Origin of the sequence: Alteriqipengyuania sp. (assembly GCF_964222115.1) — a bacterium.
GTDB lineage: Bacteria > Pseudomonadota > Alphaproteobacteria > Sphingomonadales > Sphingomonadaceae > Alteriqipengyuania.
This window is the reverse complement of sequence record NZ_CAXQBM010000085.1, coordinates 12,684-34,595: the sequence shown is the minus strand read 5'-3', so window position 1 is coordinate 34,595 and position 21,912 is coordinate 12,684. Positions and strand designations below refer to the sequence as shown.

General features: G+C 62.9%; 23 protein-coding genes. 9 read left to right on the top strand and 14 right to left on the bottom strand.

What is annotated here, in order from left to right; translation table 11 throughout:
• A partial coding sequence (locus ACEQXE_RS14215; RefSeq protein WP_370180323.1) for a DNA gyrase subunit A occupies positions 1-464 on the bottom strand: 464 nt, incomplete at its 3' end.
• 298 nt (positions 465-762) lie between these two features.
• Between ACEQXE_RS14215 and ACEQXE_RS14210 the strand changes: the two genes are divergently transcribed.
• On the top strand, positions 763-2,046 hold the full coding sequence (locus ACEQXE_RS14210; protein ID WP_370180322.1) for a hypothetical protein: 1,284 nt from the start codon (positions 763-765) through the stop codon (positions 2,044-2,046).
• A 62-nt stretch (positions 2,047-2,108) separates the two neighbouring features.
• Here the strand turns inward: ACEQXE_RS14210 and ACEQXE_RS14205 are convergent, their stop codons facing one another.
• A complete protein-coding gene (locus ACEQXE_RS14205; protein ID WP_370180320.1) occupies positions 2,109-2,819 on the bottom strand; it encodes an NYN domain-containing protein in 711 nt (236 codons plus the stop codon).
• A gap of 36 nt (positions 2,820-2,855) precedes the next feature.
• Positions 2,856-3,494 (bottom strand): carbonic anhydrase, encoded by a 639-nt coding sequence (locus ACEQXE_RS14200; protein WP_370180318.1) that lies wholly within the window; start codon positions 3,492-3,494, stop codon positions 2,856-2,858.
• 62 nt (positions 3,495-3,556) lie between these two features.
• Between ACEQXE_RS14200 and lipA the strand changes: the two genes are divergently transcribed.
• On the top strand, positions 3,557-4,510 hold the full coding sequence (gene lipA, locus ACEQXE_RS14195) for a lipoyl synthase (RefSeq protein WP_370180317.1): 954 nt from the start codon (positions 3,557-3,559) through the stop codon (positions 4,508-4,510).
• Positions 4,510-4,968 (top strand): type II toxin-antitoxin system RatA family toxin, encoded by a 459-nt coding sequence (locus tag ACEQXE_RS14190; RefSeq protein WP_370180316.1) that lies wholly within the window; start codon positions 4,510-4,512, stop codon positions 4,966-4,968. The genes lipA and ACEQXE_RS14190 overlap by 1 nt, the downstream gene beginning before the upstream one ends.
• On the opposite strand, the gene ACEQXE_RS14185 is transcribed toward ACEQXE_RS14190, so the two are convergent.
• Genes ACEQXE_RS14185 through ACEQXE_RS14175 form a run of 3 tightly spaced genes read right to left on the bottom strand, consistent with a single transcriptional unit; the run spans position 4,929 to position 7,152 of the window.
• Positions 4,929-5,429 carry a CinA family protein gene (locus ACEQXE_RS14185; protein WP_370180325.1) on the bottom strand — a complete coding sequence of 167 codons (501 nt, stop codon included), beginning with the start codon at positions 5,427-5,429 and terminating at the stop codon, positions 4,929-4,931. The two genes, ACEQXE_RS14190 and ACEQXE_RS14185, sit on opposite strands and share 40 nt — an antisense overlap.
• Entirely contained in the window at positions 5,429-5,998 is a 570-nt protein-coding gene (locus tag ACEQXE_RS14180; protein WP_370180314.1) for a hypothetical protein, read from the bottom strand. The genes ACEQXE_RS14185 and ACEQXE_RS14180 overlap by 1 nt, the downstream gene beginning before the upstream one ends.
• Positions 5,995-7,152: a bifunctional 2-C-methyl-D-erythritol 4-phosphate cytidylyltransferase/2-C-methyl-D-erythritol 2,4-cyclodiphosphate synthase gene (locus tag ACEQXE_RS14175; RefSeq protein WP_370180313.1), complete on the bottom strand. Its 1,158-nt coding sequence runs from the start codon at positions 7,150-7,152 to the stop codon at positions 5,995-5,997. Before ACEQXE_RS14175 ends, ACEQXE_RS14180 begins: the two co-directional genes overlap by 4 nt.
• A 59-nt stretch (positions 7,153-7,211) precedes the next feature.
• Between ACEQXE_RS14175 and dusB the strand changes: the two genes are divergently transcribed.
• The 6 genes from dusB to ACEQXE_RS14145 all read left to right on the top strand — a co-directional run bounded on the left by dusB (position 7,212) and on the right by ACEQXE_RS14145 (position 14,935).
• The gene (gene dusB / locus ACEQXE_RS14170; RefSeq protein ID WP_370180312.1) at positions 7,212-8,231 is read left to right on the top strand and encodes a tRNA dihydrouridine synthase DusB; all 1,020 of its coding nucleotides are present in this window, start codon (positions 7,212-7,214) and stop codon (positions 8,229-8,231) included.
• A gap of 106 nt (positions 8,232-8,337) precedes the next feature.
• Positions 8,338-10,560 carry an ATP-binding protein gene (locus ACEQXE_RS14165; protein WP_370180309.1) on the top strand — a complete coding sequence of 741 codons (2,223 nt, stop codon included), beginning with the start codon at positions 8,338-8,340 and terminating at the stop codon, positions 10,558-10,560.
• A 28-nt stretch (positions 10,561-10,588) separates the two neighbouring features.
• Positions 10,589-11,968 carry a sigma-54-dependent transcriptional regulator gene (locus ACEQXE_RS14160; protein WP_370180307.1) on the top strand — a complete coding sequence of 460 codons (1,380 nt, stop codon included), beginning with the start codon at positions 10,589-10,591 and terminating at the stop codon, positions 11,966-11,968.
• Positions 11,969-12,149: 181 nt separating this feature from the next.
• On the top strand, positions 12,150-12,752 hold the full coding sequence (gene hfq, locus ACEQXE_RS14155; protein WP_370180306.1) for an RNA chaperone Hfq: 603 nt from the start codon (positions 12,150-12,152) through the stop codon (positions 12,750-12,752).
• Positions 12,753-12,781: 29 nt separating this feature from the next.
• Positions 12,782-14,116 carry a GTPase HflX gene (gene hflX / locus ACEQXE_RS14150; RefSeq protein WP_370180305.1) on the top strand — a complete coding sequence of 445 codons (1,335 nt, stop codon included), beginning with the start codon at positions 12,782-12,784 and terminating at the stop codon, positions 14,114-14,116.
• A gap of 30 nt (positions 14,117-14,146) precedes the next feature.
• The gene (locus ACEQXE_RS14145) at positions 14,147-14,935 is read left to right on the top strand and encodes a Stf0 family sulfotransferase (RefSeq protein ID WP_370180304.1); all 789 of its coding nucleotides are present in this window, start codon (positions 14,147-14,149) and stop codon (positions 14,933-14,935) included.
• Here ACEQXE_RS14145 and mazG read toward each other — a convergent pair.
• The 8 genes from mazG to ACEQXE_RS14105 all read right to left on the bottom strand — a co-directional run bounded on the left by mazG (position 14,913) and on the right by ACEQXE_RS14105 (position 21,865).
• On the bottom strand, positions 14,913-15,692 hold the full coding sequence (gene mazG / locus ACEQXE_RS14140) for a nucleoside triphosphate pyrophosphohydrolase (RefSeq protein WP_370180301.1): 780 nt from the start codon (positions 15,690-15,692) through the stop codon (positions 14,913-14,915). The two genes, ACEQXE_RS14145 and mazG, sit on opposite strands and share 23 nt — an antisense overlap.
• Before the next feature lie 114 nt (positions 15,693-15,806).
• Entirely contained in the window at positions 15,807-15,974 is a 168-nt protein-coding gene (locus ACEQXE_RS14135) for a hypothetical protein (protein WP_370180300.1), read from the bottom strand.
• A complete protein-coding gene (locus ACEQXE_RS14130; RefSeq protein ID WP_370180299.1) occupies positions 15,971-16,738 on the bottom strand; it encodes an MBL fold metallo-hydrolase in 768 nt (255 codons plus the stop codon). Before ACEQXE_RS14130 ends, ACEQXE_RS14135 begins: the two co-directional genes overlap by 4 nt.
• Positions 16,735-17,517: a TatD family hydrolase gene (locus tag ACEQXE_RS14125; RefSeq protein WP_370180298.1), complete on the bottom strand. Its 783-nt coding sequence runs from the start codon at positions 17,515-17,517 to the stop codon at positions 16,735-16,737. The genes ACEQXE_RS14130 and ACEQXE_RS14125 overlap by 4 nt, the downstream gene beginning before the upstream one ends.
• Entirely contained in the window at positions 17,517-19,091 is a 1,575-nt protein-coding gene (metG, locus tag ACEQXE_RS14120) for a methionine--tRNA ligase (RefSeq protein ID WP_370180296.1), read from the bottom strand. The genes ACEQXE_RS14125 and metG overlap by 1 nt, the downstream gene beginning before the upstream one ends.
• The gene (locus tag ACEQXE_RS14115; protein ID WP_370180295.1) at positions 19,084-20,043 is read right to left on the bottom strand and encodes a DNA polymerase III subunit delta'; all 960 of its coding nucleotides are present in this window, start codon (positions 20,041-20,043) and stop codon (positions 19,084-19,086) included. Before ACEQXE_RS14115 ends, metG begins: the two co-directional genes overlap by 8 nt.
• Positions 20,040-20,687 (bottom strand): dTMP kinase, encoded by a 648-nt coding sequence (gene tmk, locus ACEQXE_RS14110; RefSeq protein ID WP_370180294.1) that lies wholly within the window; start codon positions 20,685-20,687, stop codon positions 20,040-20,042. The genes ACEQXE_RS14115 and tmk overlap by 4 nt, the downstream gene beginning before the upstream one ends.
• Positions 20,684-21,865, bottom strand: a complete 1,182-nt coding sequence (locus ACEQXE_RS14105) for a D-alanyl-D-alanine carboxypeptidase family protein (protein ID WP_370180293.1) — start codon at positions 21,863-21,865, stop codon at positions 20,684-20,686. The genes tmk and ACEQXE_RS14105 overlap by 4 nt, the downstream gene beginning before the upstream one ends.
• Positions 21,866-21,912: the final 47 nt, after the last annotated feature.

Here is a 21,912-nt window from a genome sequence, read left to right as displayed (position 1 = left end):
GCAAAATCGACGGTATCCTTGTCGAGATCGTCGAGCAGCGAATTGGCGACGCGGGCAAGGCGGGCCTCGGTATAACGCATCGAAGCCGGCGGATCGGGGTCCATCGAACCGAAATTGCCCTGACCGTCGATAAGCGGCAGGCGCATCGACCAGTCCTGCGTCATGCGGACCAGCGCATCGTAGATCGCGCTGTCGCCGTGCGGGTGGTAATTGCCCATCACGTCGCCGACGATCTTGGCGCTCTTGCGATAGGGCCGCCCGGCGACGAAGCCGCCTTCCTGGCTGGCGAACAGGATACGGCGGTGGACCGGCTTCAATCCGTCGCGCACATCGGGCAGCGCGCGGCTCACGATCACGCTCATCGCGTAATCGAGATAGCTCGTCTTCATCTCATCGACGATGTCGATGCGGTCGTACTCGCCCATGGGGCTGGGCGGGGCGAGAGTGTCAGTATCGTCGGCCAAGAAAAATCCGCTCTGTCAGGTTATCTTTCGGGTGCGTATTCGCGCAGTCGGGAGACGCTAGGGGAAAGGTGCCGGAGGTGCCAGCAAGACGCCCCACAGATGGGGATTGCAACACGATTTTTCCACATTTTCTGGCGGTTTCGCGAACTGTCCCTCATTCAACCACCGTTCAACCGCCCCCAGTCACAGTCTGGACGTTCACGCGGCACTATCGCATAGGCCGCGCGTTATTCTCATAACACACGAGATCATCGTTGATCGCCGCGCTCCCCCGGTGCGGCTCAGACAGGAGAGACCAATGCCATTCTTTGCCCCTTCGTCGCGCAAAGCATCCAAATTCGCTATCGCTGCCGCCATCATGAGCGTCGGTGCCTTTGGCGTAACTGCATTCGACGCACCTGCCTGCGCACAGCGCAGCAAGAAGAAAGCCGAACCGGAATATTCGGATGAGTTCCGGAACGCGATCGCTCCGATCCAGGAGGCTCTGGAAGCTGAAGGAGCGGACAAGGCCGCTCTCCTCGATCAAATTGTGGCGACCGAAGCGCTCGTTTCGACCGATGACGACAAATATGTTTTCGGCAATACGCTTTATCTGACCGCACTCGAACTCAAGAACTGGGAACTGGCCAGCAAGGGCATGGAATTGATGCTCGCCAGCGGGAAGACCCCGGAAGAGAACATGGTGGGTTACACCGCGAATGCCGGACGGCTTGCCTTCAACATCAAGGATTACTCGCTCGCCCGTCAGCGGCTCCAGCAGGCGATCGACTTGGGTTCCCAGGATCCCGAGCTCCAGACGCTGATTACGCAGACCTTTGCCGCAGAGAACAACTCTTCGGGTGGGGTTGAGTATGTCATGCAGCAGATCGATGAACAGCTGAACGCGGGGCAGGCGCCTGATGACGCGCTGCTCCAGACCGGTCTGGCCGCTGCTTACAAAGCGGGCCGTTATGCAGAGACGAGCAAGCTCGCGCACGCGGCAGCGAAATATTATCCGAACGAGATGAATTGGCGGAACGCCATCGGCGTCCATCGCGATCTCGGCAGGCTCGACGATGCGAAACTGCTGGATCTGATGCGGTTATTGCGTGCAACCGGGTACATGAAGGACCAGCTCGACTACGAAGTTTATATCGACGCGGCAAACTACCGGGTCCTTCCTGCCGAAGTTCTGGAAGTGACGCAGGCGGGCGTTTCCGCAGGTGCGCTGAATAGCAGCGACCCGTTCGTTAGCGAGGCGCTGACCGAAAGCCAGAGCCAGGCGCCCGGTTTGCGCGCCGACCTTGCAGAGCTTGAGCGCGATGCACGGGCCTCCGGTGCTACGGCGAAGATCACACTGGCTGCCGCTGACGCCTATTTCAATTTTGGGGAAAATTCCAAGGCGGCAGAGCTTTACGAAATCGCGCTGACCCGCCCGGGTGTCGATAGCGGTATGGCCCTCACCCGCCTCGGCATCGCGCAGTACGAAGCCGGGAATAGTGCTGCGGCGCTGGAAACCTTCGCCAAGGTGGAGGGCGATCGCGCTCCGATTGCGGACCTGTGGGCGACCTTCATCGCTCAGCAATCGGCCACGGCAAGCTGACCGAACGTCAGAACCTGTAATGTTGAATCGGCACGAGGACCCTGGTTCTCGTGCCGTTTTTCTTACCGTAGCCGCCGCACGTAGAGCTGTTCGTCGGTGCCGCGCTTCATTTCGAACCGGTCCAGCGAGCCGATCAGCTCCGAAAGACGCTTGAAGCCGTAATTGCGCACATCGAAGCTCGATCGGTTGCCTGCGATCTGGCCGACCTCGTGCAGCCGCGCAAAACCTGAATCGTCGCGGCTCGAGGCCTTCCATGCTTCGCCGAGCAACTGGATCAATTCCTCGTCCACATTATCGGTCTTGCTGTCGCCGCCCGTATCGCGCGTCTGGCCGCGGATAAGCTTGGCCACGTCGATAAACCGCGTGCATGCGCGCTGCAGGGCATGCGGCGTCTTGGCGTCACCGAAGCAGTAAACCGGCAGGCCATCCTGCCGCAGCCGCGTGACCAGCGGGGTGAAATCGCTGTCCGAGCTCATGATGCCGAACCCGTCGACCTTGCCCTGATAAAGCAGGTCGACCGCGTCGATCGTCATGGCCATGTCGGTCGCGTTCTTGCCGCGCGTCAGGTCGAACTGCTGGTGCGGGCGAATGCCATAGCGGTTAGTAATATCGCCCCACCGCTTGAGCGCATCCTTGGCCCAGTTTCCGTATGCCCTGCGAATGTTCACCTGCCCCAGTTCGGCCAGCACGGTGAGGACCGAGTCGATACCATTGGGATCGACATTGTCCGCGTCGATCAGGAGGGCGATGTTGTTGGCTTCGATTTCAGACATGCCTGCCAGATGGCCAAGGCCCATCGTGCGCGCAAGTCAGCCTGCGGAAGAAAATTCGCCGCTATCCTGCGCCAGCTGGCGCAATATCCCGTCGGCAATCGCGAAATGCGCGCCATGTAGCGTGATTTCGCCAGCGTCCTCCTTCGCCTTCACAAAGGGAAAGGACCGCAGGTTGGACAGGCTTTCGCGCACGGCGGCCAGCTCCATTTCGAGCACGGCTTCAGCCCCTTCGGCACCATGCTTCTCAACCACGCGATCGCGCGCTTCGTCCAGCATGGAGACCCAGTTGCCCACGAAGCCGCCTTCACCGAATTCGGTCCCGTGCAGGTCGCGGGTCAGCGCCGCCATGCAGCCGCCGCAGGCTCCATGGCCCATCACCAGGATTTCCCGAACCTTCAGGAATTGCACGGCAAACTCGACCGCGGCCGACACACCATGCTGGCCCGGCGTCGTCTCGTACGGAGGCACCATCGCGGCGACATTGCGCACCACGAAGATTTCCCCTGGGGCGACATCGAAGATCTGTGCCGGGTCCACCCTGCTGTCAGAGCAGGAGATCACCATCACCTGTGGAGACTGCCCCTCGCTGAGGGTCGACCAGCGTTCTCGCTGGGCCTGCCAATCCCCTTTGCGGAAGCGATAATATCCTTCGACCAGTTCGGCATACGACTTCATGGGCACGGTCCATGGCGCGCACCATTGCCTGTGGCAAGTGCTCCGCCTAGATGGACGGTCATATGAACGATCTTTCTTCTGCCCCATCGCCCGAGGAACGCCCGCAGCGCCAACGCAAGCCCGACTGGATTCGGGTCAAGGCGCCGGTCAGCAAGGGCTATCACGAGACGCGCCGGCTGATGCGCGACCTCAGCCTGAATACGGTGTGCGAAGAGGCTGCGTGCCCCAATATCGGCGAGTGCTGGGAAAAGAAGCACGCGACTGTCATGATCCTTGGCGATGTCTGCACGCGCGCCTGCGCGTTTTGCAACGTCAAGACGGGCATGCCCCGGTTGGTCGATCCAATGGAACCGGAGAACGTCGCGGTTGCGGCGGGCAAGATGGGGCTGGAGCACATCGTCATCACCAGTGTCGACCGCGATGACCTGCCCGATGGCGGGGCAGGCCAGTTCGTGAAGGTGATCCAGGCGCTGCGGCGCGAGACCCCGAATACGACCATCGAGATCCTGACGCCCGATTTTCGTGGCAAGATGCGCCCTGCGATCGAGGCGATTTGCGAGGCGGGGCCTGATGTGTTCAATCACAACCTGGAAACGGTTCCGCGCCTGTACCCGACCATCAGGCCCGGCGCACGCTATTACGCTTCGCTGCGCCTGCTCGAAGAGGTGAAGTCGCACGATCCGCTGATCTTCACCAAGTCCGGCATCATGCTGGGGCTGGGCGAGCAGCGCCTCGAAGTCCACCAGGTGATGGATGACATGCGCAGCGCGGATGTCGATTTCATCACCATGGGCCAGTATCTGCAGCCGACGCCGAAGCACGCCAAGGTAGAGGACTTCGTTACGCCCAAGGCCTTCGATGCTTTCGGGTCCATCGCCCGGGCGAAAGGCTTCCTGCAAGTCGCATCGAGCCCGCTGACACGCTCCAGCTACCACGCGGGTGACGATTTCGCGCAGATGAAGGCCGCGCGGGAAGAGCGTCTTGCGAAAGAGGCCGCTCGCAACGAAGCGCGCTGATGCCGGGTATCCACCAGCAACGCGTGCTACCGTATACGCCCGAGCAGATGTTCGATCTGGTCGCGGACGTGAGGAGCTATCCCGAATTCTTGCCGTGGGTCATCGCGACGCGCATCCGGTCCGACAGCGAGACGGAGATGGTCGCGGACATGGTTGTCGGCTTCAAGGCAATCCGGGAGAAATTCACCTCGCGGGTGGAAAAGAAGCGGCCGACCAGCATCAATGTTCATTACATCGACGGGCCGCTGAGCGATCTGGACAATGACTGGGCGTTCAAGGCGGTGGAGGGCGGTTGCGAAATCGACTTCTGCGTCGACTTCACCTTCCGCAACAAGATTTTCGAACGGCTCGCCGGGGCCTATTTCGACCGGGCATTCCGCATGATGATGGCCGCGTTCGAGAAACGCGCGCACGATCTCTACGGCAACAGCAGCTCCAGCGCACACAGCGTCGCCTGACGGCGGATTTCCGCGCGACCAAGGTCGCCGAAAGCTTTCAATTCGCCTTCCGGCTCGCCATCGGCGCCGCGTATCGCGCGGGCAAATACCACCGTGCCTACCGGCTTGGTCGCGGTTCCGCCCCCCGGACCGGCCACGCCGCTGATCGCAACCGCGACATCGGCCTTGCTGTTTTCCAGCGCGCCTTGCGCCATCGCCCACACGCAGGCGATGGAGACCGCGCCGAACGTCTCGATAATGTCTTGCGAAACGCCCAGACGCTCCATCTTCGCATCGTTCGAGTAGGTGATGAATCCGCGCTCGAGGACGGAGGACGAACCCGGTACCTCGGTTATCGCGGCGCATACGAGCCCTCCCGTGCAGCTTTCAGCCAGCGCGATGGTACGCCCGGCTTGCCGGTTCGCCTCGACCACTTTCGTCGCGAGGTCGACGATATCGGGCGGGAGGAGTGCGTCGGCCATCATTCCACCGCGCATACCGGCATGGCGTGATCTTCCTCCACCACCATGCCGAGAATAGTCGACACCAGCGCGCCATAGTTTTCCGGGGGAAGGGGGGCGAGCAGCGGCAGGATAGCCTCGACATCCCCGCAGGTGGACGGTTTGATTTCTCCGGCGATCAATTGCGTGGCGATGGCATCCACGAAGGGCCGCAGTTCGTCGCCCTCCATCCGCATCAGGTTCATGATGACACCGCCCATCGCCGGATTGGCCTGCTCGGCCATTTCGCGTTTCGCGCCCGTCTGTTTTTCGATGATGCTCACGAGCACCCGCCGCGCGCCAGGCCAAGCAGTGTCACGCAAGGGATCGAACCGAGCGGCAAAGGCTGACCCTTCGTTCATGACGAAGCTGTCGGCGGGCAATACGTCCGCGCATTGCGCCTGCAGCGCTTCGATGGCCAGCGGCATGGCATAGGTCGTCATGTCGGCAACGTCGGCGCGCTGCACGCAATCGACGCCTTGCGCCATGGCGGGTTGCGACAGGGACAACAGTGCTGCAGCGCCCGCCGCATATCGAACATGAAGTCTCATTCGAAATCCTCTCTGATAAGCGTTGCGGCGGCCTGTGCGGCAATCCCTTCGCCGCGCCCGGTGAAGCCCAGCCTCTCGGTCGTGGTTGCCTTTACGCTTACGGCATCGACCTGAACACTGGCCAAATCCGCAATTTTTTCACGCATCTCATCCTTGTGCGGGCCTATCCTGGGCGCTTCGCAGATGATCGTGAGGTCGAGATTGCCGATCCGGTAGCCGGCCTCTCCGGCAAGAGAGACTGCGTGCTGGAGGAATTGCGCCGAAGAGGCGCCGCGCCAGCGTTCGTCACTGGGGGGGAAATGCGTGCCGATATCGCCATTGCCGATCGCGCCCAGGATGGCGTCGACCAGCGCGTGGAGCGCGACATCGGCATCGCTGTGCCCCGCAAGCCCTTTGTCGTGGTCGATTTTCAACCCGCCCAGCCACAGCTCCTCGCCTTCGGCAAGCGCGTGAACGTCGAACCCGGTGCCGGTGCGTACCGGTGGTGCCTGCATCGCGAAATCCTCTGCAAAGGTCAGTTTGGCGAGCTTTTCCGAACCCTCGACAATCGCCACTTCTCCGCCAGCGGCGCGCAACACCTGCGCATCGTCGGTCGGATCGGTGGCCGTATCCCATGTGCGGTGGGCGCTCAGGATATCGGCGTAGCGAAAGCCCTGCGGGGTCTGCACGCGGGCGAGGGCGGTGCGGTCTTCCTGCCCGGTCATCACGCCATCTTTCGTGCGGGCGATGGTGTCGACCACATGCAGGGCAGGAATTGCGCCCGGACGATTGTCCAGCGCGGCCAGTACGCGGTCGATCACCGAGTGGGGCAGGGTAGGGCGCGCGGCATCGTGGATCAGCACGCGCTCGGGCTGCTCACCGGCGAGCGCTTCAAGCCCGGCGGCAACCGAGGCCCTGCGCGTCTCTCCACCATCCACGAGGATGATGCTGTCTAGCCCCGCCAATGCCTCGCGTGCCTGGTCCGCTGCGTCAGGCGCAATGGCGACCACCAGCGGCTGCGCCCCTGCCGCCAGCAGCGTCTCGGCCGAATGTCGCAACACTGGCTTGCCCCGCCAGCGGACATATTGCTTGGGGATCGACTGGCCCGCGCGCGTGCCGGTGCCTGCCGCAACGATGATCGCGGCAAAACGGGGCGGGTCTTCAGGCTGTGCCATCGGCGTCGGGCTACGCGCTTGCGGGAGCAGCGGCAATCCACTATTTGCCGCGCTTCCCCATGCTTGAAGTCCCAACCCCTCCTTCGGCACCGAAGCCTATCGCCATTGGCGACGTGCGCGTGGCAACGCCCGTGATCCTCGCACCCATGACCGGCGTGACGGATATGCCGTTCCGCACGCTGGTGCGCCGCTATGGCTCGGGCCTCAATGTGACCGAGATGATCGCGAGCGAGGCGGCGATCCGCGAAACGCGCCAGAGCGTGCAGAAGGCGGCGTGGGACCGCATCGAGGAACCGGTGAGCATGCAGCTGGTCGGCTGCGATCCGGCGAGCATGGCCGAGGCTGCCAAATTGCAGGAAGGCAATGGTGCGGCGATCATCGATATCAATTTCGGCTGCCCGGTGCGCAAGGTCGTCGGCCAGCTGGCTGGATCTGCGCTGATGCGCGAGGTGCCGCTGGCGACGAAGCTGATGGAAGCAACCGTGAAGGCGGTCGATGTGCCGGTCACGGTGAAGATGCGCATGGGCTGGGACCATGCCAGCCTCAACGCGCCGGAACTTGCGCGTATTGCCGAAGACCTAGGCGTGAAAATGATCACCGTCCACGGGCGCACGCGCAACCAGATGTATAAGGGATCTGCCGACTGGTCCTTCATCGCCAAGGTGAAGGAAGCGGTGAATATTCCCGTGATCGTCAACGGCGACATCTGCGGTGTCGAGGATGCCGCGAAGGCGCTGGAGCAGTCGGGTGCGGACGGGCTGATGATCGGCCGCGGTGCCTATGGGCGCCCGTGGTTGCTCGGCCAGGTCATGCACTGGTGGCAGACGGGTGAGAAGCGTGCCGACCCGCCGCTGAACGAGCACTATGCGGTGGTCGTGGAGCACTACAAGCGCATGCTGGATCACTATACGCCGCAGGTCGGCGTTAAGATCGCGCGCAAGCATCTGGGGTGGTATACGAAGGGTCTCTACGGCTCGGCGGAGTTCCGCAAGGCGATCAATTTTATCGACGACCCGGCGCAGGTGCTGGGTGAGATCGACCGCTTCTTTGAACCGTTCCTGGTCCGCAACGCCGCCTGATCGACGTGTCAATCCCACAAAGCGTTGCACAAATGCGACGCGAAGTGGGACGGAACAGCGTTTGTAACTTGTATTGCGGCAACAGCGATGTTGTAACCTTGCAACGATGGCGACTTCCTCTGGCAGGACGACACGTGGCTCGCGCCTTGCACGACGGCTTGTCGTGGCGTCTCGCCGTGCAAACCTGTTCGGCTGGCTGGAGATAGGGGCTGCGGTAGCGCTTGCGATCATGGCCATCGCCACATGGACTGCGTTCACCAACCAGCCCGACGAGACGCAACTACTGCCCACGCAGCAGATTTCGATCCTGCTGGTCGGTACACTTCTGCCCGCGATGGCGCTGCTGGTGTTGCTCGGGCGCAGACTCGCGCTTCGCCGCGCGGCGGGCAGCACTGCCCGGCTGCATGTTCGCCTCGTCTTCGTGTTCTCGCTGATTGCAGCGGTGCCCACGCTGCTGGTGGCGGTGTTTGCCGCGATGTTGTTCCAGTCGGGCGTGGACTTCTGGTTCTCCAGCAATTCGCGCGGATTGTTCGAAAGTACGAACGAGCTGGCGGAAAGCTATTTCCAGCAGAACCAGTTCGAGGTCGCGCAGGAAACGCGGACCATGGCGGGCGACATGCTCTACCTGCTGCAGGGGCGGCAGGCCGCCGATCTGGCCGACCGCGATTTCCTGGAGGATTACACCTACCAGATGCAGGGCCGCGAGATCAGCGAAAGCGCGATCCTGCAGGCCTTTCCCAATGGGTCTGTCACCACCGCGGTGGCCATCGGCATTGTTGCGGGGAATGAACCGGCCGAAGCGGGTGCGCGCGCGCTGCCGCGGCTGAACAAGGGCGAGACCGAGGTTGTCTTTGCCGATCAGGACCGGATCGAGGCCATTACGCCGATCGACCGCTCGGCCGGCATTTACCTGTACAACGCGCGCAACACGTCCACGCTCTCGTTCAACAACTTCCAGCTCGCAAGCGACATCATGACGCAATATCGCGAGCTGACCCAGCGGGCGCGTGCGCTTCAGCTGCGTTTCAATCTTGCGTTGTTCTTCGTCTCGCTGGCCCTGGTCGGTTTCGCCGTCTGGTTCGCCTTGCGCTTTGCCGACCGGCAGGTCGAGCCACTGACAGACCTGGTGGCGGCAGCGCGCAAGGTCGGTGCGGGCAATTTCGCGCTGCGGATCGAGGGGCGGACCGGAGCCGACGAGATCGGACTGCTCAACCGCGCATTCAACCGGATGACCGCGCAGCTCGAAACGCAGACCGACGACCTGATGCAGGCCAACCGGCAATTGGGGGAACGTCGCGCTTTTATCGAGGCGGTGCTCGAATCGATGAGCGCGGGCATCATCTCGATCGACGAGGCAGGCACGATCCAGCTGATGAATACGTCGGCGCGGCTGCTGCTGTTCGGCGACCCGGAAGAGGAGGGGAAGGGGCAGCCCTTTGCCGAAGCCTCACCGCAAATCGCTGCGCTCCTCGATCAGGGTGCCGAAAGCGGCATCGTCAGCGTCAACCAGGATGCAGACCTGCTCACCCTGGCGGTCCGGATCGCACCTGCAACAGGTGGGCACGTGATTACCTTCGAGGATATTACGCGCCAGCTCCTCGACCAGCGCCGTGCCGCGTGGTCCGATGTTGCCCGGCGTATCGCGCATGAGATCAAGAACCCGCTCACGCCGATCCAGCTGGCGACCGAACGCCTCAAGCGCCGCTATGGCAAGCAAGTGGGTGACGATGATGCGCTGTTCGACGAGCTGACCAGCACGATCGTTCGTCAGGTCGGTGCATTGCGGACGATGGTCGATGAATTCTCTTCCTTCGCGCGGCTGCCCAAGCCGGTGTTCCGCGATGAGGACGCGCTCGATCTCGTCCGGCAGGCGGTGTTCCTGCAAGAGGTCGCGCATCAGGATATCGCGTTCGGTCTCGAAGCGACCGATAGTGCGGTGCCGCTGAGTTGCGATCGCCACCAGTTCGGGCAGGCGATGACCAATGTGCTCAAGAATGCGGTGGAAGCGGTGCAGGCCCGCGCGAACGACGAGGGTGACGGTTTCACCGGCCGGATTGCGGTTTCGATCGAAGCGAACCAGGACCTGGTCGATATTCTCGTCACCGATAATGGCGTGGGACTACCTGCCGACCGTGACCGGATCGCCGAACCTTATGTGACCACGCGTGAGAAGGGCACCGGGCTCGGCCTCGCGATCGTTAGCAAGATTGTTGAAGAACATGGCGGGGACATCAGCTTTGCGCCGATGCCCGAAGGGGGCACGCGCGTAGTCCTTCGCTTTGCGCGCGCGCCCGAACCCGCCCCGGAAGCGGAAGAACCGGCCGCATGAGGCCGATAATGCCTAGAAGGAGGCGCTGATGGCGCTCGATATCCTGGTCGTCGACGATGAACGCGACATTCGTGAGCTCGTCTCCGGCGTGCTGAGCGATGAGGGTTATGAATGCCGTGTCGCGGGTGACAGCGGCAGCGCCCTGCAGATGGTCGACGAGCGTCGGCCAAGCCTGGTACTGCTCGACGTGTGGCTGCACGGCAGCCCGATGGACGGGCTCGAAGTGCTCGACGCGATCAAGGCGCGCGAGCCAGAGCTGCCGGTCATCATCTTCTCCGGCCATGGCAATATCGACACCGCGGTTTCGGCAGTCAGCCGCGGGGCGATGGACTTCATCGAAAAGCCGTTCGAGACCGAACGCCTGCTCCTGCTGGTCGAACGGGCGACCGAGACCGAGCGCCTGCGGCGCGAAAACACCCGGCTGAAGCAGGATAATGGCGGAGTAGGCGAGGAGTTCACGGGCAATTCCGCCGCGGTGAACCAGGTTCGTGCCACGCTGAAAAGGGTCGCCAACACCGGCAGCCGTGTGCTGATCAGCGGGCCGGCGGGCTCTGGCAAGGAGGTCGCCGCCCGGCTGCTGCACAGCTGGAGCCAGCGCGCATCGGGCGCGTTCGTCATCGTCAATTCCGCCCGGATCACGTCCGAGCGATTCGAACAGGAGCTGTTTGGCGAGGAACAGGACGGCAAGCTGATCCGTCCCGGCCTGCTCGAAACGGCCGATGGCGGCACGCTGTACCTGGATGAGGTCGCTGACATGCCGCTCTCCACCCAGGCGCGCATCCTGCGCGTCCTGACCGAACAGAGCTTCGTGCGCGTCGGCGGCAACCGGCAGATCGGCGTCGATATGCGGGTGGTCAGCTCGACCTCGCGTGATCTGCAGCTCGAGATCGAGGAGAAGCGGTTTCGCGAAGACCTCTTTTATCGGCTCAACGTCGTCCCGGTGGCGATCCCCTCGCTCGCCGACCGCCGCGACGACATTCCCGCGCTCGCGACTCATTTCTTCGCCCGTTACGCGGCCGAACAGGGTTTACCGCCACCCGAAGTGAGCGAAGAAGCCCTCGCGACCTTGCAAGCCTACGACTGGCCGGGGAACGTGCGCGAGCTGCGCAATGTCGTGGAGCGCACGGTGATCCTGTCTCCGCGCGACCAGATGAACCTGATCGAACCCGACATGCTGCCTGCCGAAATCACCGAGGGCGGGGCGAAAGGCGGGATCGGTCTTTCGAGCCTGATGGGCGTGCCGCTGCGAGAAGCGCGCGAAGAATTCGAGCGCGAATATCTCACCATCCAGATTCGCCGCTTTTCGGGCAATATATCCAAGACCGCGAGCTTTATTGGGATGGAGCGGTCGGCGCTGCATCGCAAACTCAAGATCCTCGGCATGACCGATCGCAAGGACGAGGCATGATCAGGGTATGGTTAAATTGTTGGAATAGCGTGACAAACTAGCGGTGCGGAACGCAAGCCATCGGCAAGCATTTTTGCAGCGAAGGAGCGGTTTCGCCGTATAGTTACGATGAACCGTGCATTTTATTGAGCATTGCGGCCAGCGCTCTGGCGCCGCGGCTGCCAAGAACAGGAACAGGGTCATGCCCGAAGGAAAAACACTCTCGATACGCACCAAGCCGAAGATCGAGGATGAAGAACCTGCAGAAGCAGCGAAGGCCAGCGCTGCACCAATCCGGGCAGATAAGCCCGGCAACGACAAGCAGCCGGGCCTTCAGGATAGCTTTCTCAACATTCTCCGCCGCGAGAAAGCGCCGGTTACGGTCTTCCTCGTGAAAGGCGTCAAGCTCCAGGGCATCATCACCTGGTTCGACAATTTCTCGATGCTTTTGCGGCGCGATGGCCAGTCGCAACTCGTCTACAAGCACGCGATCAGTACGATCATGCCTGCCCAGCCGATGGATGCGGAGCAGTTTTCCAGCCGCGACGGCAACAAGAAGCAGCGCCAGTTGCAGGACGTGTTCCTGGGCCGCGTTAGCGATGCCGAGGTGCAGGTGACCATGTTCCTGGTAAATGGCGTCATGCTGCAAGGCCGGATCGCTGCCTATGACCTGTTCTGCACGCTGCTCGAGCGCGATGGCTACGTGCAGCTTGCCTACAAACACGCCGTGTCCACCATCCAGCCTGCCGAACCGGTCGACCTGAGCGATTGGGAAGACGGCGATGGTGAAGGCGACGAAGACTAAGCGGGGGCCACTCGATTTTCGAAGATGACTTGCAGGGCGAAGTAACGCGCGGTGCGCGGGCGCTCGTCATCTGCCCCGATATCCGTGGCCAATCCAACGACCTGCCGGCAGAAGAGCGCCTGGCGGAGGCGACGGGTCTTGCGCAAGCAATCGGCATCGTCGTTGCCGAAAGCTATATCCAGCCGGTACGTGATGTGCGGCCCGCGACATTGTTCGGGGCAGGGCAGGTCGAACAGATCGGCACCGATGCCGAGCTTGCCGAAGCCGAATTGGTGATTGTCGATGGGGGCCTGTCCGCGATCCAGCAACGCACGCTGGAGGACAAGCTCAAGCGCAAGGTGATCGACCGCACGGGGCTGATTCTTGAGATTTTCGGCGAACGCGCGGCGACCGCGGAAGGGCGCTTGCAGGTGGAGCTGGCGCATCTGGACTATCAGGCCAGCAGGCTCGTGCGCAGCTGGACCCACCTGGAAAGGCAGCGCGGCGGCTTCGGCTTCCTCGGCGGCCCTGGCGAGACCCAGATCGAGGCCGACCGGCGCATGATCCGCACGCGAATGGCGCGGCTGCGGCGCGATCTGGAACAGGTCAAGAAAACGCGAGCGCTGCATCGCGAACGGCGTACCCGCGCGCCGTGGCCGGTGATTGCGCTTGTCGGCTACACCAACGCGGGCAAGTCGACGATCTTCAACCGGCTGACCGGGGCAGACGTAATGGCGGAAGACCTGCTCTTCGCCACACTCGATCCCACGATGCGCGCGATCGGCCTGCCGGGAGTCGAAAAGGCGATCCTGTCAGACACCGTCGGCTTCATTTCCGACCTGCCGACGCAGCTTGTCGCGGCGTTTCGTGCCACTTTGGAAGAAGTCACCAACGCCGACCTCATCCTGCACGTGCGCGATATCGCCAACCCGGCGAGCGCGGCGCAAAAGAGCCAGGTGATCGAGGTGCTGCGCGGGCTCGACGTGATTTCCGGGGGCGAGGAGGGGGAAGAGCCAGTCAGCGCGATTCCCATCGTCGAGGTCTGGAACAAGTGGGACCTGCTGAGCGAGGATGTGCGGGAGGATCTGGCCACGCGGGCAGCGAAAGACGAAACGGTCGTGCCGCTCTCCGCCGAAACCGGCTTCAATATCGATCTTCTCGAAGAGCGTATTGCGCAGGTCCTTACACGCGAGGCGACAATTCGCGAATTCGTCCTTCCCGCTTTCGCCGGACGCGAGATTGCGTGGCTGCACGCGCATGGCGATGTGCTGGAAGAAGAGGAAATAGAGGCGGAGAAGGGCAATCCGCAGCACCGCTTGGTCGTCAGGCTCGGCCCCAAAGAACTCGGCCAGTTCGAGACGATGCTCCCGCCGCCAAGCGGTTGACTGATCGGCGGCATGTGCCGATGAAGCGGCATGATCGACGGGGTCATCACAGGGCACGAGCCGGCGTTCGATTTTCCACGCCGCGCGCAGCTGCCCGAGCATCCCTACCTGCTGGCGACTACGCCGCGTTCGGGCAGCTCCTGGTTCGGTCATCTCCTTTGGGAGACAGGTTGTCTTGGTGCTCCGCTCGAATACCTGAACTTCACCCCGGGCAGCCCCTTGGGCCATATGCGCGACGATCCTCCGGCCCAGCGACGCCACTGGGAACACACGATCACCACGAGGACCGCACCCAATGGCGTGTTCGGGATCAAGGCATTTCCGCTGCAGTTCGAGGAACTTGGCACGCTTAATCCGCAGCTCCTGAACGGGGCAGTGCGGTTCCTGCTTGCTCGCGGTCCGCACACACGCGTGGTTCACCTTGTACGCCGTGACCGAACCGCGCACGCGATATCCTATGCGCGTGCTTCGCTCTCCGGGCGCTGGCGGGCTGCACAGGAAGGGGAGGGGCAGACCGAACCGCCCTTTTCACGGCTTGCGGTCGATAACGCGATGAAGATCATCGACCGGCTGGAGAACACTTGGGCCGCGATGTTCCGGGACCTGCGGATTGAACCCTTGCGGCTGGTGTACGAGGACGTACGCGGCGACCCGGAGGGCGCGCTCAAGGCAGTGGCCGACTACCTGAGTGTCCGGATCGATCCGGAAGCACGCGTTGCAGTGCCCGAAATCTCCCGCCAGAAGCAGGAAGGCGCTCGGCTTTGGGCGGAGGCCTATGCTGCGGGCGAGGAGGGGGCTACGCCTTCTCCGAGCGCTTGACCGCCTGCCACAGCGCCTCCTGCGCATCGAGGTCGAGCGACGGGAAGGTACCCTTGGCAAGGTCCTCCATTCCGCGATAGCGACGTTCGAACTTGTCGTTCGCGGCGCGCAACGCAGCTTCGGGCTGGACACCATGTGCGCGGACCAGGTTGACGGCGGCGAACAGCAGGTCGCCTGCTTCTTCCTCACGCGTCGCGTCACCTGCCTCGGCCAGCTCTATCGCTTCTTCTGCCAGCTTGTCTGCCGCGCCTGAAGGATCGGGCCAGTCGAACCCGTCGCGCGCAGCGCGCTTCTGCAGCTTTTCTGCGCGAAGCAATGCGGGCAGGGCGCGGGCGACGCCATCCATCGCGCTTTGCTGGCCCTTGGCCTCGCGCTCCTTGGCTTTGAGCGCTTCCCAGCGAACCTCGTCCATCTGTCCATCCGTACCTGTGGTCTTTGGCCCGAAAATGTGCGGATGGCGCGCTTCCATCTTGGCGCAGATGACCTCGGCCACATCGTCGAACGCGAACAGTCCGCGCTCCTCGGCCATGCGGGAATGGAAAACGACTTGCAGCAACAGGTCGCCCAGTTCTTCGCGCAATTCGTCCATCGCTTCACGCTCGATCGCGTCGGCAACCTCGTAGGCTTCCTCGATGGTGTACGGGGCTATCGTGAAGAAATCCTGCGCAAGGTCCCATTCGCACCCGCGTTCCGGATCGCGCAGACGTGCCATGACGGCAAGGAGACGGTCGATAGGCCGATGTTCGTCGCTATTCATGGGAGAGGGCATAGGTGCTTGGTGCTGCTCCGTCAGCAAGGGCATATGATGGATAATATATATTATGTAAAATTAGGAATGGGCTGTATGGGGGGTGGCGCCCCGATTGCCCCCCTACCGGATCATCGTCACCAACAGCATCAGCCCGGTGATGATGACCGCCCAGATCAGCGCGTGACGCAAAGAGGTTTTCCAGTTGAGGCCTCGCGCCGCGAACGCGCTGACCGCCAGAATGAGCCATCCGATCAGTGCGACGATCTGGACGATCTCGAATTGCGTCATGGCGTCACCTCCAGGCCATCATATCCGACCACGACTCCTTTCGGAACTTCTGCTGATAACGTTCTGTAATCCATACTCTTATCAAGATGCGTGAGGACAAGCTTGCGGACATTGCAGCGCTTGCCAAGTTCCAGCGCCATGGCGAGATTTGCATGGGTCGGGTGTTCCTCGCGCCGAAGGCAATCGCATACCAGCACATCGACCCCCTTGAACAGATCGATCATTCCGGGCGTTATCTCACAAAAATCAGTGGCATAGCCAATAGACTTGCCATCGCATCCGAAGCGGAAACCGGTGCTCTTGGCAGGGCCATGCGGCATCACGCACCATTCGACAGTGAAGCCCGCAAACAGGCGGAGCTTATCCAGCACTTCCAGCTTCACGATTGTGGGATAGCCGTGCTCGCCCGCGAAGACGTAGCTGAAGCGCGATTTCAGCCGCCGCACCGTCTCCTCGACGCCATAGCCCGGCAATGGCCCGCTTCGGCCATAGCGCAGGGCACGCAGATCATCGATTCCGTGGCAGTGATCGGCATGGTCGTGGGTCCAGAAGACCCCGTCAATGCTGTCGATCCCGCAGCGCAGGAACTGTTCGCGCAGATCGGGCGGCGTATCGACCAGCAGCCGCGAACCGGCGTCGTTCTCGACCATAATCGCCACCCGCGTGCGGCGGTTTTTGGGCTCGTTCGGGTCGCAGGCGCCCCAGTCGCCATTGATGCGCGGGACGCCGGTCGACGTGCCCGAGCCGAGCAGCGTGACCTTCACGCCGTCTCTTTCGTTTTCGAGAATAGCTCGTGGAAATTGCGCGTGGTCTGTTCGGCCAGCGCTTCTACGCTCGTACCGCGCAATTCCGCCACGAATGCAGCAGTGTTGGCGACGTAAGCGGGCTCGCAGGTCTTTCCGCGATGCGGCACCGGGGCCAGGAACGGGCTGTCGGTTTCGACCAGCAGGCGGTCTGCCGGAACGGTCGTGGCGACTTCCTGCAGGTCTTTTGCGTTCTTGAAGGTGACAATGCCCGAAAGCGAGATCGACAGGCCCAGATCGAGCACGCGCTGGCCGAACTGCGCCGAGGCCGTGAAACAGTGGATCAGGGCGGGGTAAGCCCCCTTCCCCATCTCATCCTCCAGGATCGCGGCAGTATCATCCTCCGCATCGCGCGTATGGATGATCAGCGGCAGGCCGGTCTCGCGCGCGATGTCGATATGCATACGGAACAGCGCCTGCTGCGTCGCCCGGTCGGACTTGTCGTAGTAGTAATCGAGCCCGGTTTCACCGATCCCGACCACCTTCGGGTGCTGTGTCGCCTCGAACAAGGTCTCGCGCGCCAAATCGGCGTGGGCATCGGCATTGTGCGGGTGGATACCCACGCTGGCCCACACGTCCGCCTCGCGAGCGGCGGTAGCGACCACCTGGTCCCACTCGGCCTGTTTGGTCGAGATGTTGAGGAAACCCTGCACGCCAGCCTCGCGGGCACGTGAAAGCACCCCGCCCTGATCCTCCACCAGACCTTCGTATTCCAGGTGGCAATGGCTATCGATCAGCATTAGTTCGCCTCCTCGGCCTCGGGGAGTTCAAGCCGGGGAAACAGTGGATCGGGCTTGGGCACGCGGTAACCGGTAGCGATCAGCGCGCCGTACCAGCCCTCGTCTGCCAGTTCCTTGTAAGAGCGTGCGCTTTCAGCAATTCCCAGCATGGTCAGCAGGTGGCCCGCTTTTTCCGGAATGACAGGCTGGATCGCGATGGCGAGGTCTCGCAATGCGATGAACAGCGTCTGGAGTACGGTTCGCATGCGATCGGGATCGGTCTTCTTGAGCGCCCAGGGGGCCTGCTCGTCGACATACTGGTTGCAGGCGTAAACCGCCTTCATCCACGCATCGATACCGACCGAAAAGGCCAGTTTCTCGAATTGGTCGGGCAGTCCGTCGCGACAGGCATCCTGCACGGTGGTAAGCAGTGCCTTGTCATCGCCGCTTGGCTCGTATGCACCCAGATCGCCGTCGAGGTTCTTCGCAATCATCGACAGCGTGCGTTGCGCCAAGTTGCCGAAGCTGTTGGCCAGTTCCGCGTTGGCGCGCGTCACGATGGCCTCCGGCGAATAGCTGCCGTCTTGCCCGAAGGCGATCTCGCGCATCAGGAAGTATCGCAGCGCATCGACCCCGAACTGGTCGGCCAGCACCATCGGATCGGTCACATTGCCGAGCGACTTGCTTTCCTTCTGCCCGCGATTGAGCAGGAAACCGTGGCCATAGACCTGTTTCGGCAGCGCAACGCCCGCGCTCATCAGGAAGGCGGGCCAATAGACCGTATGGAAGCGCACGATGTCCTTGCCGATCAGGTGCAGGTCGGCAGGCCAGTATTTCCACTCCGCGCCCTCTTCGGGGTAGCCCAGACCGCTGATGTAGTTGGTGAGCGCGTCGACCCACACGTACATCACGTGGTCCTCTGCACCCGGCACTTTCACGCCCCAGTCGAAGCTGGTCCGGCTGACAGAGAGATCGCGCAGCCCGCCTTCGACGAAGCGCATCACTTCGTTCCGCCGGCTGCCGGGCTGGATGAAATCGGGCTGGCTGTTGTACAGGTCCAGCAGCCGGTCCTGATAGGCGGACAGGCGGAAGAACCAGCTTTCCTCGACCGTCCATTCCACCGGGGTGCCTTGCGGGGACAGCTTCTCTTCGGCGCCATTTTCTCCGGGCCCGACGATCAGTTCCTTCTCATCGTAGAAGGCTTCATCGCGGACCGAATACCAGCCTTCGTAGCGATCGAGATAGAGGTCGCCATTGGCTTCCATCGCGCGCCACAGCGCCTGGCTGGCTGTGTGATGCTCGGGCTCCGTGGTGCGGATGTAGCGGTCGTAAGAGATGTTCAGCCGGTCGAAGAGATCGCGGAAGTGGCCGCTCATCTCGTCGGCCAGCGCACGCGGGGTCTTGCCCTGCTCCTCCGCCTTGCGCGCCATTTTGAGCCCGTGCTCGTCGGTCCCCGTCTGGAACCGCACGTCGCGGCCCATAAGGCGCTGGAAGCGTGCGATCACATCGGCGGCCACGGTCTCGTAAGCGTGCCCGATATGCGGCTTGCCGTTGGGATAATGGATCGCGGTGGTGATGTAATAAGGGTCAGCCATTGGCCGGGGCTCTAAGCGGGGCAGCCGAGGCGAGCAAGGTGCCGATTTCCATGGCGAGGAAGCCGGGATCGAAGTTGTAGCTTTTCGCCTGGCCCGAAATCGTCACGAGCCGCGCATGCGCATCGACCAGCGCGGGGATATCGCGCTTCACTGGCTCTTCCAACCTGCGAGCGAGCACGGTGCGCGCAAGATCCAGCGTCGTCGCTATCCGTTCGCGGTCGGGACGCCCACCGATCTCTTCGCCCAGCTTACCGCGCAAGGTGAAATCGGGATCACCCTCGCTCGCAATGCGCCGCATTAGCGCCTCCGCCGCGCCCAGCTTTTGCGAAAGAAGCGCCTCCCCTGCCCCCGGCGCACCGCCGCTGGCCTGCGCAGCAATGGCAATGTCGGCCGGGTCGACGTCATCGGCGGCAGAACGCAGTGCGGCTTCCACCGCGCTGACGGGCAGCGGATTGAACCGCAGGATGCGCGCGCGCGAGCGGATCGTGGGCAGCAGCATGCCGGGCCGGTGGGTGACCAGCAGGAAGAACGTGCCTGCGGGTGGCTCCTCCAGGCTTTTGAGCAGGGCGTTGGCGGCGTTTCGCTCTAGGTCGTCTGCCGGATTGATGATGATCGCGCGCCTGTCACCCAGCGTCGGCCGCGTCGTCAGCCGTGCCTGCATCCCGCGAATCTGCTCGATCGCGATGTTGCGCTTGGTCTCGAAATCCTCGCCCTTTTCGGCCTTCCGGGCTTCCTTGTCATCCTTGGGCAGGTGGGTGAGAATCTGGATATCGGGATCATTCTCGGCCACGGGCGCGCTGCGCACCGCGCCGACCAGTTCACGCGCTGCGGCTAGTGCGAAATCGTGTTTTCCCAGCCCCCTGCGCCCGGCGAGAATCCATGCGTGATGCATGCGCGGGCTGGTGAGCGCCGCGCGCCATTCACGCCACTGCGGTTCGTGAAGCGCGCTCACGATGTCGGTGCGAGCAGCGGCTCGACCTCCTCCATCACTGCGGCATGGACTTCGTCGGCACTCCCGGAAGCGTCGACCTGGACGACGGTATCGTCGCCCTGCGCCAAGCCAGCAAAGCCGCGCCCGACATCCGCGTGATACCGGGCGTTGCGCCCTCCGATCGCGTCCGCCTCGTCCCCGTCGCGCATCCGAAGACGCTCTGCGACATCCTCTCCCGGCGCTTCGAGCAGGAAGGTGCGGCAAGGCAACAGGCCGTCGCTGCCGATCTGGTGCAGCACGCGCACCTCTTCGTCGCCAAGCCCGCCGGCGAGCCCCTGATAGGCGCGGCTGGACAGGACGAAACGGTCACACACAACCCACTTGCCTGCCAGCAGCGCAGGCTTGATGGCCTTTGCCACATGGTCGGACCGGGCAGCGGCGAAAAGCAGCGCTTCGGCTTGGACGCGCCAGCCGCTTCCCGGTGGATCGAGCAACAGCTTGCGGATCATTTCGGCCCCGGTCGTTCCACCCGGTTCGCGGGTCAGGATCGCATCCACTCCGCGCTCTGCAAGTGCCGCGACCAGCCGCTTGGCCTGCGTCGACTTGCCGACGCCCTCTCCGCCTTCGAAGGCGATGAAGCGTGCCTTAATCGCGTGAGCACTCATTTGAATAGCCCTGTAAAACCATTGGCAATGCGCCCGAAAATGCCTGCTTCGGGCACATCGCGCGCAGCGTATAGCGGCAGACTGGCGGGCTCCATGCCCGGCACGGCGATCTCCAGCGTGGCGACAGCCTCGCCCTTGGCGATCGGTGCGCGCAGTGGCCCGTCATATCGCACGGTCAGTTCAGGTTTGCCGCGGTCTCCGCGCGGGATCGCGACGCGTACATCCTGCGCAGCGATCAGCGGCAGTTCGCTGACCGTACCGTTCTGCACCTTTGCAGTCGCTGCGGGCTGCCCCTTACTGGCCAGCAATCTGCTGTCGAAGGCATTGAAGCCCCATTCGATGAAGGCGCGCGAGGCCTGGTTACGCTCGCTGCCACGATCCGATCCGGCCACGACCATGACGAGGCGGCGCCCGTCACGCTCTGCCGTGCCGAGGAAGCCGTAGCCCGCTTGATCGGTGTAGCCCGTTTTCAGCCCGTCGGCCCCGTCGACCTTGCCTGTGATAGGGTCGTGATTGTCTTGCGCGATGCCATAGGCCTTCAGCCCCGTTCGACCGTAATAAAAATCGAAGCTTCTGGGGTGGCGCCGCAAGATCCGTTCCGCGAGGCGGACGAGATCGCGCGCAGTGGTGAACGTTCGGCCTTCGTCGGGCCAGCCATTGGGCGTGCTGAAATGGCTGTCGTGCATGCCGATTGACCTGGCGGTTGCGTTCATCCGGTCGGTCCAGTCGGTGACACTGCCAGCAGCCCCTTCGGCCAGAACCACCGAAGCATCGTTCGCGGAGACCGTGGTAATCCCGATGAGCAGTTCCTGCACGGTCGGGCGCGCGCGGGCGGGTAGAAACAGTGTCGAGCCCTTCTGATGCCATTCCTCGAATGTCTCGTCGCGGTAGGGCATACGCTGGTCGGGTCGCAGCTTGCCCTCGGCGAGCATGTCGAACGCGACCAGCGTCGTCATCACCTTCGTAATCGAGGCAGGCACGAATCGCCGGTCGATATCGCGTGCATAGAGCACTTGCCCGCTCGACAGGTCGATCAGGTAGGCAATAGGCGCCTGCTCGGCCGACGGGGGCGCGGGAATTCGCTTGGATTGGGCGCTTGTCGCGGCTGGCATCATGGCCAGCGAAAGAGTGACGAGAAATCCCGCCGCACGGCCCCGCTTCACCATTGATCCCGGCACTATCGTGCGCTCCTGCTCGGGCGCCGCCGCGAGCAAAACCCCGGGAA